This is a genomic window from Novosphingobium olei, from assembly GCF_037076535.1.
In the GTDB taxonomy this organism is placed as follows: Bacteria; Pseudomonadota; Alphaproteobacteria; order Sphingomonadales; family Sphingomonadaceae; genus Novosphingobium; species Novosphingobium olei.
Map to the genome: position 1 here is coordinate 920,412 of NZ_AP029021.1, position 12,671 is coordinate 933,082.

A 12,671-nucleotide genomic window follows, 5' to 3' on the forward strand; every position below is an offset into this window, starting at 1 on the left:
CACGTACCGGCTGGCAAGGATCGTAAGCGTACCTTCGCAAGTGGAGGTCCGTCATGCCGATGCCCAAACTTCGCCCCTCGCCCGAACGCTATCTCGATCCGGCTGGAGAGGCTGCCCGCGTTGCGCGGTTGGCGGGCGATGGCGACGTGCCGATCGTCTCGCCGGTCCATCGCCTGCAGCACGAACTTTCGATGTTCGAACGGGGCGAGGTGGCTGCGGCCGCAGCGGCGGACGGCGAATATCGCTATCCCGGCTGGTTCCGCGTCGCCTTTCCGGTTGGTGTGTCGGCCGTGCTATGGAGCGCGATCATCTGGGGAATCCAGGCGCTGCGCTGAGATTCCGCGCTCAGAAGACGAGCAGCGCAATCCCGATCCAGAGGACCTGGCTGAGTGCTAGGCCGATGAGCAGGCCCTTGGTGGCCTCAACCCCTTCGGGGTGAACCGGCGTGTGGGAGCCGGTCAGCGTGTAATGAATATTGAATGCCTTGGTCATCTCTCTGCGTCCCTTACCGTGACCGGGTCCGCCATGACGGCCCAGTTCACTTTTCATTGTCAGCCACGCCCTTGGTAGAACGTTTGCCGAAAACGGCATTACGCCATCCAGGACGGTCAAGCACGAAAATATCCGCCTTGTCGTAAATCTGCAACGTTACAGCGGCGAAATTGTGCCAGAAATGGGCGCTTTTTTGCTAAGTACCCGGTTGCAAACCACGAATTAGCTTCCACACCGTCTCGTGAAGGTTCTGGGATTCGGCCAGGGTGAGGCACGGCGCGGTTACCATGCGTTCGGGCACGCTGCGGGCTTGGACGCGCAGGGCATCGCCCTTGGGCGTGAGCGAGACGATCACGCGGCGTTCGTCTTCGGCATCGCGCTGGCGGTTGACGAGACCGGCGGCTTCCATCCGCTTGAGCAGCGGGGTGAGCGTGCCGGTGTCGAGGAACAGCTGCTGGCCGATTTCGCCCACCGCGCGCGGGGCACGTTCCCACAGCACCAGCAGGACCAGGTATTGCGGGTAGGTCAGGCCCAGCTCGTCGAGCAGGGGCCGATACGCGCGTGTCAGGATGTTCGACGCGGCGTAGAGCGGAAAGCACAGCTGGCGATCGAGACGCAGGACCTCGTCCGCCGGGTTTGCCGTGCTTTCCGTGTTGCTCATGCTTCAGGCCGTAGTGACGTTGAGGCCTACGTCAATATTGCCTTTCACCGCGTTCGAATAGGGGCAGGTCGCGTGGGCGGCGGCGACGAGCTCCTCGGCGCGATCCTGCGACAGGCCGGTAATGGCGACGTTGAGATCGACGCTGAGCGCAAATCCGCCGCTGGCATTGGGGCCGATCCCGACCACCGCATCGACGACGATGGCATCGTCGGGGATCTTTTCGCCCATGCCGCGCGCGACGTGGATCACCGCGTTTTCGAAGCAGGCGGCATAGCCCGCTGCAAAGAGCTGTTCGGGGTTGGTGGCACCGCCCTTGCCGCCGAGCGCGGTGGGCAGGGCGAGGTTGACGTCGAGCAGGCCGTCGTCGGTGCTGACGCGGCCGCTGCGGCCGCCGACGGCCTTGGCACGGGCAGTGTAGAGAGTGGTCATCGCGGAAACTCCTTGTCGCTATGCGGCGTTAGCCGCTGCGTCTCTATATGGTGTACAATTGGATCGTGTGCAATATAAATCTGAGAAGGACGCGCTACGCGTTGTCCACGCGCTGTTGTTAGCCGTCCTTTGACCATGCGGAAGCGGGTTTTCCCGACGGTTTAGCCCGGTGTTAACCATACCCCGAAAGGCTGTGGCGACCTCTCTGCGCGAAGCTGTGACCCATGAAGAGCCCGATCGCCCGACTCACGCCTGGCCTGATCGTCCGCCTTGCCCGCGGGCTGTCGCTGCTGACCCTGCTCACGCTGATGTTCGGCTATGCCGACGGGTGGCTGACGCTGGAGACAGCGGCGCTTGGCGCTTTCGGGCTCGGCACGCTGCTGATGCTGGCCTTTCCGGACCAGCGCGCGTCCGAACTGCTGGGGGCGATAGCGATCTGGGCGACCACGGCCGAGTTCATGTCGGCGGTGCAGACCGGCGGCTTCGACCTGTGGCGCTGGGCGGTGACGGCGGCAACGCTGGCCGTGCTGATCATCCCGATCAAGGTGCAGTACTTGCGCACACTGGCCCGCACCGCCCCCGACAGGACGATCGGGGAGCTGGACCGCCGCGCCTGGTCGGTCGGCGCGCTGCCCCATACCGACGCGGCCCTCGCGTCGATGCGGGAAAGCGGCGAGGTGGTCGCTGCACCCATCGAGCTGGTTAAATCGTCGGGATAAATACCTGATATAAAATCGTTTCCTTCGCGCTGAGAGCGAGGGAGACACCAGCCATGGCGAAGGCCGCGTTACGTTCGGTGCCCACTGCAGCCACGTTCGCGGCCGCTGCCGCGCTGCGCAGTCCAGCGGCATCGACCCTCCACACCCGTCGCCAGGGCGGGCTCGACCTCGCCTTCGTCCACCATGCGACCGAGCTGTGGCTGGTCCTGCGGCGCCAGGACCGCGGCGGCGTTGCCCTGCGGCTGCCGCTGTTCGCCGAACCTGACGAATGCACCGTCGAGGAAACCACGCGCGGGATCGACATCTGCTGCAAAAGCGTGGCCGGCACCGTGCGGATCGCGTTCGAAGGCGATGACTTCGATCTGGAACAGCTTCGCCTAACCCTGCGCATCCGTCCGGCGCAGGACATCGCTTTGCGCGACATGCCGCGCGATCTGGTGCCGCTCGATGCGCAGGATGATCCCGCGGGCGCTTCGGGCCGGATCGAGGCGAAGCAGCGGCGGCTGAACACGGGGCTGATCTATTTCGAATTCGACCGTCCCGCCTTCGGCAAGGTGCTCTATATCCAGAACCTGTCCGCCCTGAACGACTGCTTCAACCTGACCGGCAGCAAGCCCGAAAATGCAGTGGGCGGCGAATGGCCCGATCTCGGCTATCGCCCACCGGTTGACCCCGAGACGGGCGCCGCGCTGCTTGTCGCGGGGCGCGAGATCACGCTCTACGATACGATCCTGGTCATCCGCCGCTATGCCGAAGACGACGAGGCCGATTCGGCGTGGCAGTTCCTTGATATGCTTGGCGCCGCTTATCGCTGGCTGGGCGCACCGGTGCCCGCCTGGCGCGACTGGGTCGATCGCTCGCAGCGCACGCTCGCCGATCTGGAAAACGCGCCCGAGGCGCGGATCGAGCATTACGGGGTGTCGTACTTCCACCCCTACACCGCCAGCGAATATCCCGACGTGATGGTCCAGCTGTCGCTGCTGTCCGCCTTGCGTGATTGGGAGGTGTGGAGCGACGCGCCGCAGCCGCTGTCGGCGCAGATACTTGCCGGCATCGAGCGTTTCTATGACGCCGAGCTGGGTACGATCCGGCGCTACCTGCCCAATGTGGGCAACGACAAGGACGCGGATGCGGTGGATTCATGGTATCTCTACCACCCGCTGCTCAACCTTTCGAACGTGGCACTTGCCGGCAATGAACAGGCGCGCGACCTTTTCCTGCGCAGCATCGATTATGGCATCCGCGCGGCGCGGCACTTCGCCTATCGTTGGCCGATCCTCTACAATGCGCGCGATTTCAGCGTCATCCGTGCCGTCGCGGAATCGGACCAGCGCGGCCAGACCGACGTTGGCGGGATCTATGCCTGGGTGATGCTGCAGGCGTTCGAGCTGACGCGCGAGAAGCGCTTCCTGGACGAGGCGGTGCAGGCGATCGAAGCCGCCAAGGGCATGCGCTTCGACCTGAACTACCAGGCGAACCTGACGGCGTGGGGTGCCACGGCCTGCATCCGCCTGTGGCGCATCACCGGCGACAAAAGCTACCTGACGCAAAGCTACGTCTATCTGGCGAGCTTCTTCCACAATGCGCAATTGTGGGAGAGCGAGATCGCGCTGGCGCGGCATTACACCAATTTCCTGGGTGTCACCTGCCTGCAGGATGCGCCGTACATGGCCGCCTACGAATGCTTCGACAGCTTTTCGGCATTCGAGCGCTATCTCGACCTGGGCGGGCCGGACCTGATCACGTCGGTGCGGCTGCTGGTGGGCGAATACTGCCGCCATGCCCTTAGCCGGGCGTGGTTCTATTACCCCGACGCCCTGCCGGCCCACGCGATCAGCGACGACCCGCGCAACGGGTACATCCAGCGCGGCCTGAACTTCCCGCTTGAAGACCTTTATCCCGACGGTCAGCAGGCAGGGCAGGTGGGGCAGGAAATCTATGGCGCGGGCGCGGCGCTGGTCTACGCGACGCGTGCCTTCCACCGCATCGAAGGCGCGCCTTTCGTGCTGTTCTGCGACCATTTCGTGCGAGCATGGAAGCGCTTCGACGAAACCACGGTGAGCTTCCGGCTCGACGGGCAGGACGGCTGCACAGCGAGGATTTTCCTGCGCTTCGAAGGCGATGCGCCTGATTCCTCGCGTGTCGGGTTACGCAGCTTCGATGGCCGCGACATCGCGTTTCGCGCTGATGGCGGACTGCTGTGCGCCGAGGTTTCCGCCGCCGGCAGCTTCCTGCTGAAGTACCCCGACACCCGCAGCGCGCACGGCGGGGGCGCGACGCAGGTTGAGTACAGCGGCCTGTCAGCGCGTCAGGGCTGAAGCCCGCCGCCCAGCGTGCGATAGAGCGTGACCATGTTGGTCGCCTTGGCAAGGCGCGCCGTCACCAGCGCTTGCCGGGCGGTATAGGCAGTGCGCTGTGCGTCGAGCGGTTCGAGATAGTTGGCGATGCCGTTGGCAAAGCGCGATTGCGAGATGCTGGCCGCGCGCGTGGCGTTGAGCGCCAGCGATTCCTGCGCGGCAACCTTGGCGTCGATCGTGCCGCGCCGGGCGAGGGCATCGGCCACTTCCCTGAATGCCGTCTGGATCGTGCCTTCGTACGTTGCAACTGCGGCATCGCGTGCGGCCTTGTTCGCGGCGAGCGTGCCGCTGTTCTTGCCGAAATCGAACAGCGTCTGGCTGGCCGTGCCGCTGGCGCTCCAGCGGAAGCTGTCGCTGCTGAACAGCGAAGACAGGCTCTGGCTGGCAAGGCCGAGCAGGCCGGTCAGCGAGATCGATGGGAAGAAAGCGGCCCGCGCCACGCCGATGTTGGCATTGGCCGCCTTGAGCAGGTGTTCGGCCTGCAGCACGTCGGGACGGCGCAGCAGCACACTTGAATCGAGCCCGACGGGCAGGCTCGAGAGCACCTGGTCGCCATTGCCGAGCGTCGTGGGCAGCAGGTCGGCGTTCACCGGCGCCCCCGCCAGCAGATCGAGCGCGTTCTTCGCCTGGGCAAGATCGGTTTCGTAATCTGCGACCGCGGCGCGCGCGGTATCGACCTGGGTCTGCGCCTGCGCGGTATCGAGCCCGGTGCCGATGCCGATCTGTTCGCGGCGGGTGTTGACGCGCAGCGACTGTTCCTGGCTCGCCAGCGTTTCGCGCGCGACGGCCAGCGCGTCGGCGGTGGCGCCATAGGTCAGCCAGGCGGTCGCGACTTCGCCGACCAGCGCGATCTGCGCCGATTTGCGGCCTTCGTCGCTGGCGAGATAGGTTTCGAACGCGGCCTTGGACAGGTTGCGCGCCTTGCCGAACAGGTCGAGTTCGAAGGCGGAAATGCTGGCGGAGGCGCTGTAGCTTTCGTTGGTGCCGGCGCCGAAGTTGTTGCCCGTGCCGGCCCCGCTTGCCGCCTGGCTCGAGGCGTTGTGCGTGGCGCTCGCCGTCGCCGTCGCGCCGATGGTCGGGAACTGCCCGGCGCGCTGCACGCGGTACTGCGCGCGGGTCTTTTCGACATTGGCGATCGTGGCGCGCAAGTCGCGATTGTTGGTCAGCGCGAGCGCGATGGTGTCGCGCAGGCGCTGGTCGGTGAAGAACGTCTGCCAGCCCATCTTGTCGATGGCGCCGTCGCCCGGGGTCAGCGCCGGGAACGCGGTGCCTTGCGGCAGGGCGGGTGGGACCGGCGCCGCCGGCTGGATGTACTTGGGCGCGAGGTTGCATCCGGCGAGCGAGAGCGCCGACACGGTCGCGATCAGGGTGCGCATCGTGGTCATGCCGTGGCCTCCTCGTGGGTTTCGCCGGCGGGCTTGGCCTTGCGGGAGAAGATGCTCTTCACCACCACGAAGAACAGCGGCACGAAGAAGATCGCCAGCACCGTGGCCGACAGCATGCCGCCCATCACCGCCGTGCCGATGGCCTGGCGTCCGTTGGCGCCCGCGCCACTGGCGATCACCAGCGGCACGACGCCGGCGATGAAGGCGACGCTGGTCATCACGATCGGGCGGAACCGCAGCTCGGCCGCTTCCATCGCCGCTTCGAGCGGAGACAGGCCGCGGGCAAGACCGGCTTCGGCGAACTCCACGATCAAGATCGCGTTCTTGGCCGAAAGACCGATGGTGGTGAGCAGCGCGACCTGGAAGTAGATGTCGTTGTCGATGCCCCGCAGCGTGACCGCAAGCACCGCGCCGATCACGCCGAGCGGGATGACCAGCAGCACCGAAACCGGCACCGACCAGCTTTCGTAAAGCGCGGCAAGGCACAGGAAGATGAAGAAGATCGAGGCGGCATAGAGCAGGCCGGATTGCGAGCTGGCCGCGCGTTCCTGATAGGACAGGCCGCTCCACGCAACGGTGTAGCCGCTGCCAAGTTCGCCCGCCTTCTGCTCCATCAGCTTCATCGCGTCGCCCGAGCTGGTGCCCGGGGCGCCCGCGCCCTGCATCTGCTGCGCGGCGATGCCGTTGAAGCGCTTGAGGATCGGCGGACCGCTGCCCCAGCTGGCGGTGGCGAAGGCGGAGAAGGGCGCCATCGTGCCATTGTCGCTGCGCACGAACCACTGGCCGAGGTCGGACGGGTTGGAGCGATAGGGCGCATCGCCCTGGACATAGACGCGCTTGACGCGGCCACGATCCACGAAGTCGTTGACGTAGGTGCCGCCCCACGCGGTCGCCAGCGTCGAATTCACGTTGGCGGGCGAGATGCGATAGGCGGTTGCCGCGTCGTCGTTGAGATCGACCTTGAGCTGGGGCGTGTCCTCAAGCCCGTTGAAGCGCACCTGCGCCAGCTTGGGATCGGAATTGGCGGCCTCGATCAACTTCTTGCGCGCTGCGGTCAGCGCGGGCACGCCGTTGCCGGCTGCGTCCTGCAACCACATTTCGAACCCGCTCGAACTGCCAAGGCCGCGGATGGCGGGCGGCGACAGAACGAGGATCTGCGCCTCGCGATCGCCCATGAAGTGCTTGCTGATGCGCTGCGCGATCGCGCTGGCGCTCTGCTTGGAACTGCCACGTTCGTCCCAGTCCTTCAGCATGACGAAGCCCATGGCGATGTTCTGGCCGCTGCCCTGGTTGCCGCGACCGGCGGCCGTGAACACGTGGACGACGTCTTCCTTCTCGCTTTCGCGGATATAGCGGTTGACGCGTTCGGCCACGCTCTGGGTCTGCTCCATCGTCGAGCCAGGCGGCAGCGTGATGGCGAGCATCAGGTTGCCCTGGTCTTCGTCGGGCAGGAAGCTGGTCGGCAGGCGGACGTAGAGGAACGCCATGACGGCCGAGAGCCCGAGGAACACCAGCATCCACGGACGCGGGCGATCGACGAAGCGGCCAAGGCGGCTGTGATAGCCGCCCTGCAGCCGGTCGTAGCGCTTGTTGAAGCCATCGAAGAAGCGGCCGCGCGGCTTTTCCTCCTGCCGCAGCAGCGTGGCGCACAGCGCCGGGGTAAGCGAAAGCGCGACCAGCACCGAAAGCGCCATGGCCGAAACGATGGTGACCGAAAACTGGCGGTAGATCGCGCCGGTCGAACCGCCGAAGAAGGCCATCGGCACGAACACGGCGGACAGCACCAGCGTGATGCCGATCAGCGCCGAGGTGATTTCGTCCATCGACTTCACCGTCGCCTCGAGCGGAGGCAGGTGCTCCTCGTGCATCACGCGTTCGACGTTTTCGACCACGACGATCGCATCGTCGACCAGCAGGCCGATGGCGAGCACCAGGCCGAACATCGTCAACGTGTTGATGGTGTAGCCGAACAGGGCAAGGATGCCGAATGTGCCGAGCAGCACGACCGGCACCGCGATCGCCGGGATGAGCGTGGCGCGCCAGTTCTGCAGGAACACGAACATCACCACCACGACCAGCGCGATGGCTTCGAACAGCGTCTTGACCACTTCCTCGATCGAGATCTTCACGAACAGGCTGCTGTCGCGCGGATAGGACACGGCGTAGCCGGCGGGCAGGTCGCGCGAAAGTTCGGCCACCTTTTCCTTGACCAGCTTGGCCGTCTTCATCGCGTTCGCGCCAGAGGCAAGGCTGACGGCAAGGCCGGTCGACGGATAACCGTCGAACAGGTTGTAGCTGCCATAGCTTTCCTGGCCGAGTTCGACGCGGGCGACGTCCTTCAGGCGAACGGGCACGCCGTTGCTGTCGGACTTGACGATCACGTTCTCGAATTCAGGCACCGTCTGCAGGCGCGAACGCGCCGTGACGGTGGCGTTCAGCCGCTGGCCTTCGGGCGCGGGCTGGGCGCCGACTTCACCGGCGGAAACCTGCGTGTTCTGCGCCTGGAGCGCGGTGATCACGTCCGACGGCATCAGGCTGACGGCGGCAAGCTTGGCCGGATCGAGCCAGATCCGCATCGCATATTGCCCGCCGTAGATATCGGCGCTGCCAACGCCTTCGACGCGCGAGAGCGGGTCCTGGAAGTGCGTGGCGAGATAGTCGGCGATGTCGGCGTTGGTGCTCTTGTTGCTGCTGTCGTAGAGGCCCACGACCATCAGCGCATCGCTCTGCGACTTGTTGACGTTCACGCCCTGCTGCTGGACGGCCTGGGGCAGGCGGCTCAGCGCGCGGCTGGTGGCGTTCTGGACCTGGACCTGCGCGGTATCGGGATCGGTGCCCTTCTCGAACGTGGCGGTGATCGAGGCCGAGCCCTGGTTGCTGCTCGACGTGAAATAGAGCAGGCCGTCGATGCCCTTCAGCTGCTGTTCCAGCACCTGCGTGACGCTGTTCTCGATCGTCTGGGCATCGGCGCCCGGATAGGTCGCGTTGATCGAGATCGTCGGCGGAGCGATGTCGGGGTACTGCTCGACACCCATCTGGGTGATCGCGAGCGCGCCCGCCGCCATGATGACGATGGCGACCACCCAGGCAAAGATCGGGCGGTTGGCGAAAAAGCGGGAGAGCATCGCCTGGGTGTCCTACTTGCTCGCCGCGGAGTTGGCGGGCGATCCGGCGATCACCGCCTTGACCTTGGCCCCGGGCTTGGCCTTGAGCAGGCCATCGACCACGACCTTGTCCCCGGGCTTGAGGCCCTTGGTCACCAGCCACTTGTCGCCGATGGCGGTATCGGCGGTGATGTCGCGGGATTCGATCTTGCCCTCGGCATTGACCAGCAGCACCGATGCATCGCCGCGCGGCGTGCGGGTCACCGCCTGCTGCGGGATCAGGATGCCATCGGGCACCGTCGCTTGGGCAAGGCGCGCCTTCACGAACAGGCCGGGCAGCAGCAACCCTTGCGGATTGGGCACGGTGGCGCGCAGGGTGACAGTGCCGGTATCGGTGCCGACATCGACGTCGGCGAAGTTCAGCCGGCCTTCGACCGGGTACTCCGTCCCGTCGGCCAGCACGATGCGCACCGGCACCGACCCCACGGGCTTCAGCGAACCCTTCTGAAGAGAGCGCCGCAAAGCCAGGAAATCGTTGCTCGATTGCTGGATGTTGACGAACAGCGGATCGAGCTGCTGGACCTTGGCCAGCGCATCGGCCTGGCTTGCGGTGACCAGCGCGCCCTTGGTCACGGTGGACCGGCCGATCTGTCCGGTGATGGGCGATGTCACGCGGGTGAAGCCGAGGTTGACCTGCTGCGTCTGCAGGGCGGCGCGGTTGGCGGCAACTTGCGCCTTGCTCTGGTTGTAGGTGGCCGCCGCGTCCGCCGCGTCCTGCTTGCTGACGCCGCCTTCCTGCGCGAGCAGGCGGTAGCGTTCGGCCTTGAGCCGGTTGGCTTCGACCGTGGCTTCGGCATTGGCCAGTGTGGCGCGCGCCTGGTTGGCCGATGCGGCGTAGAGCCTGCTGTCGATCTGGTAGAGCGGCTGGCCCGCGCGCACCCGGCTGCCTTCGGCGAACAGGCGTTCGAGCACGATACCCGAGACCTGCGGCCGCACTTCCGCCACCAGCGACGCTTCGGTCCGGCCCGAAAGCTCCGTCTCCAGCGGCACGGCCTGCGTCTTGGCGATGACCACGCCGACGACCGGCGTGGGCATCTGCTTGTCATCGGCCTTGGCGCCGCACGCGGAGAGCGAGGCGACCATGGCAATCAGAGGGAGTGCAGGAGCGAAGGCGAGCAAGCGGGACGGCTGGCGCAAGGCAGATACTCTTCAGGCTATGTCCAGCGAGATCGCGTCCCGTCGGAACGATGGCGCCGCCATTTGCGGCGCGTCGGCGACGAAAACGATTTCGACGGATCCGGTTCCCGAGGCGGTGTCGCCAGCATCACTTTGCACCATGGTGCAGTGCGGCATCGCCTTGAGTCGACGCCGGTCCGTTAACACAGATCGGGCGCTTGGCATCGCCCTTTATCCCGATATTGCGGGCCTACGACAGAATGTTACATGTCGCGGGAAATGCTTGCGTCACGCCGCTTTTTCAGCGCGAAGCGTAGAGCAGGCGTCCGGGCCCCAGCGCTTCGAGCACATTCGCGATTTCGCGCTGGGAAACGGCAAAGCAGCCCTGGCTGCGGCCAATGCGGCCCTGCGACGCGGCAAGGCCAGGATCGACATAGCTTGCCGCGTGGATCACGATCCCGCGCTCGTCGGCAAGGTTGTTTTCGGGATCGAGGCCGAACAGGCGGCGCGAGCGGCCGTGCTTGCCGTAGTAGGTCGGGCCGGTCAGGAACGCCCCGCTGCACGATGCTTCCGAACCCGGGCGGTTCGAAAGCCGTTCGACCCAGCCGCTGTTGGCCGGGTCCGATCCCTTGCCGTGCGAAACGAGGTGGGTGGACAGCACGCGCCCGCCCGCGATGTCGACAAGGTGGAAGCGCGGTTCGCGCGAGGGGACCGAGAAATCGACGATGCCGATCACATCGCGCTCGGCCACGCGCCCGTGATGCTGCTGTAATGCGGCCAGCGCCTGCGGCAGCAGCTTGGGCGCGCCCGGGATGTCGAGCCCGGCCGGCGCGCCAAGCGCGCTTTCGCCGCCCGTGGCCCAGGGCGTTGTCGGTGGCACGACCAGGCCGTTGCCGCCCGGCACTTGCGGCGCGATGGCTTCGGCTGCGGAACGCGGAAAAAGCATGGTGGTGGCCGTAGCCGCCATGGCGCCAAGAAACTGGCGCCGACCCAACGTCATGATGCGAGACCCCGATCTGTTGTGTCCGATCTTGTGGACTGACTTAGGGGGCCAAAGGTTGATGCAAAGTATGAAAGGACACTCCTGCGGCAGGACGTGCTGTTCATGCCATCGGACGTTGTCCCAAAGCGGGAACGATTTGTCCCGTCGCGCGTGTGCAACCGCCTGCCGCACGGACAGCGGGACGGCCGCAAGGAATGCGACCGTCCCGCGATTCGCGCGAAATCAGGCCGGCAGGTCGCTGAATTTCCCGCGGGCGGCGATCTCGCCAAGCGGCTTGCGCGCTGACGGCGCTTCGCGTTCGCGATAACCATCGGGCAGCTTGTCTGGCGCATCGCGCCGACCGATCGCGACCGCTGCCTCGATGCGGACGTCTTCGGGAATGCCCAGCTCTTCGCGCACCCGGGGAAACTCGATCCCGACCATCGCGTGGGCGTGATAGCCCATGTGCGTTGCCTGCAATGCCATCAGTGCCCAGGCCGCGCCGGCATCGAAGCTTGCGCTGCGGTTGGTCTTGGCGCCCTCGGGGCGCGGGAACGTGCTTTCCGAAAGCACGAACACCAACGCGCCCGCGTCCTTGGCCCAGACCGAATTGCCCGGCACCAGCAGCGACACGAAATGCTCCCAGTTTGCATCGCCGCGCACCGCATAGAGGAAGCGCCACGGCTGGTGGTTGTACGCCGAAGGGGCAAGGCCCGCCGCTTCAAGGATCACGTGAAGGTCCGCTTCCGGCACGGGCGCGGCATCGAACGAGCGAGGAGACCAGCGGTCGGCGATCAGCGGCAGGACGAGCGGGTGGGCGCTGCGGGCAGTCATGGCGAAATCCTTGCGCAAGAGGCGTGAAGCGGAAAAGCCGGGGAGGCGCTCGGCCTCCCCGGTCGGGGCAAAGGGTGGTGTCAGTTGCGGTGGAAGGCAATCCGCCCGCCGCCGAAAGCGGCCACTTGCAGCAGGCCGCCAGCCATCGACACGTTCTTGAAGAAGTGGATGAACTGGTTCTGGTCGCCAAGCTGTCCGTGGAAGGCAAGGGCGGTGACGATCGAGAACCCGGCCAGCGCCAGCGCGACGAGGCGCACGCGATAGCCCGCGATCAGCGCGAGGCCGCCGACCAGTTCGACCAGCACGGCCAGCGCCAGCGCCAGCTGCGGGAAGGGCAGGCCAGCGTGCTCGATATAGCCGATCGTGGCGGCCGGCGCGGTCAGCTTGGAAAGGCCGCTCAGCACGAAGATCGCGGCGATCAGTACGCGGCCGGTGAAGGCGAGCGCGTTCTGGATGGCGGGGGTCGATGCAGAAACTTGGCTGGAGGTGAAGTCGGCGGTGGTCATGGGTCGGGATCCTTTGGCGCGTGATG

At 66.0% G+C, this 12,671-nt stretch carries 12 protein-coding genes; 3 read left to right on the forward strand and 9 right to left on the reverse strand.

All coding sequences use genetic code 11. The features are described 5' to 3' along the window. Positions 1 to 53 precede the first annotated feature (53 nt). Positions 54 to 335, forward strand: a complete 282-nt coding sequence (locus AACH40_RS04445) for a hypothetical protein (RefSeq protein WP_338644347.1) — start codon at positions 54 to 56, stop codon at positions 333 to 335. A gap of 10 nt (positions 336 to 345) precedes the next feature. Here the strand turns inward: AACH40_RS04445 and AACH40_RS04450 are convergent, their stop codons facing one another. The 3 genes from AACH40_RS04450 to AACH40_RS04460 form a co-directional block, all read right to left on the reverse strand. Beyond that, positions 346 to 492, reverse strand: coding sequence for a hypothetical protein (locus AACH40_RS04450; RefSeq protein WP_338644348.1), 147 nt, complete (start codon positions 490 to 492; stop codon positions 346 to 348). A 196-nt stretch (positions 493 to 688) separates the two neighbouring features. After that, positions 689 to 1,153 carry a MarR family transcriptional regulator gene (locus AACH40_RS04455; protein WP_338644349.1) on the reverse strand — a complete coding sequence of 155 codons (465 nt, stop codon included), beginning with the start codon at positions 1,151 to 1,153 and terminating at the stop codon, positions 689 to 691. A gap of 3 nt (positions 1,154 to 1,156) precedes the next feature. After that, positions 1,157 to 1,582 carry an organic hydroperoxide resistance protein gene (locus tag AACH40_RS04460; RefSeq protein ID WP_169492472.1) on the reverse strand — a complete coding sequence of 142 codons (426 nt, stop codon included), beginning with the start codon at positions 1,580 to 1,582 and terminating at the stop codon, positions 1,157 to 1,159. Positions 1,583 to 1,806: 224 nt separating this feature from the next. Here AACH40_RS04460 and AACH40_RS04465 point away from each other — a divergent pair, with 224 nt between their 5' ends. Then, the gene (locus AACH40_RS04465) at positions 1,807 to 2,301 is read left to right on the forward strand and encodes a hypothetical protein (RefSeq protein WP_338644350.1); all 495 of its coding nucleotides are present in this window, start codon (positions 1,807 to 1,809) and stop codon (positions 2,299 to 2,301) included. A gap of 53 nt (positions 2,302 to 2,354) precedes the next feature. Beyond that, positions 2,355 to 4,619 carry a hypothetical protein gene (locus AACH40_RS04470; protein WP_338644351.1) on the forward strand — a complete coding sequence of 755 codons (2,265 nt, stop codon included), beginning with the start codon at positions 2,355 to 2,357 and terminating at the stop codon, positions 4,617 to 4,619. On the opposite strand, the gene AACH40_RS04475 is transcribed toward AACH40_RS04470, so the two are convergent. The 6 genes from AACH40_RS04475 to AACH40_RS04500 all read right to left on the reverse strand — a co-directional run bounded on the left by AACH40_RS04475 (position 4,610) and on the right by AACH40_RS04500 (position 12,645). After that, positions 4,610 to 6,043, reverse strand: a complete 1,434-nt coding sequence (locus tag AACH40_RS04475; RefSeq protein WP_169492475.1) for an efflux transporter outer membrane subunit — start codon at positions 6,041 to 6,043, stop codon at positions 4,610 to 4,612. The two genes, AACH40_RS04470 and AACH40_RS04475, sit on opposite strands and share 10 nt — an antisense overlap. After that, positions 6,040 to 9,168: an efflux RND transporter permease subunit gene (locus AACH40_RS04480; protein WP_338644352.1), complete on the reverse strand. Its 3,129-nt coding sequence runs from the start codon at positions 9,166 to 9,168 to the stop codon at positions 6,040 to 6,042. The genes AACH40_RS04475 and AACH40_RS04480 overlap by 4 nt, the downstream gene beginning before the upstream one ends. Before the next feature lie 12 nt (positions 9,169 to 9,180). Continuing rightward, positions 9,181 to 10,344 (reverse strand): efflux RND transporter periplasmic adaptor subunit, encoded by a 1,164-nt coding sequence (locus AACH40_RS04485; protein WP_240959413.1) that lies wholly within the window; start codon positions 10,342 to 10,344, stop codon positions 9,181 to 9,183. 280 nt (positions 10,345 to 10,624) lie between these two features. Then, complete coding sequence (locus AACH40_RS04490) at positions 10,625 to 11,323, reverse strand: murein L,D-transpeptidase catalytic domain family protein (protein ID WP_338644354.1); 699 nt, start codon at positions 11,321 to 11,323, stop codon at positions 10,625 to 10,627. Positions 11,324 to 11,548: 225 nt separating this feature from the next. Then, positions 11,549 to 12,139 carry a nitroreductase family protein gene (locus tag AACH40_RS04495; RefSeq protein WP_338644355.1) on the reverse strand — a complete coding sequence of 197 codons (591 nt, stop codon included), beginning with the start codon at positions 12,137 to 12,139 and terminating at the stop codon, positions 11,549 to 11,551. An 80-nt stretch (positions 12,140 to 12,219) separates the two neighbouring features. Further along, entirely contained in the window at positions 12,220 to 12,645 is a 426-nt protein-coding gene (locus tag AACH40_RS04500) for a DoxX family protein (RefSeq protein ID WP_338644356.1), read from the reverse strand. Between the last annotated feature and the right edge of the window lie 26 nt (positions 12,646 to 12,671).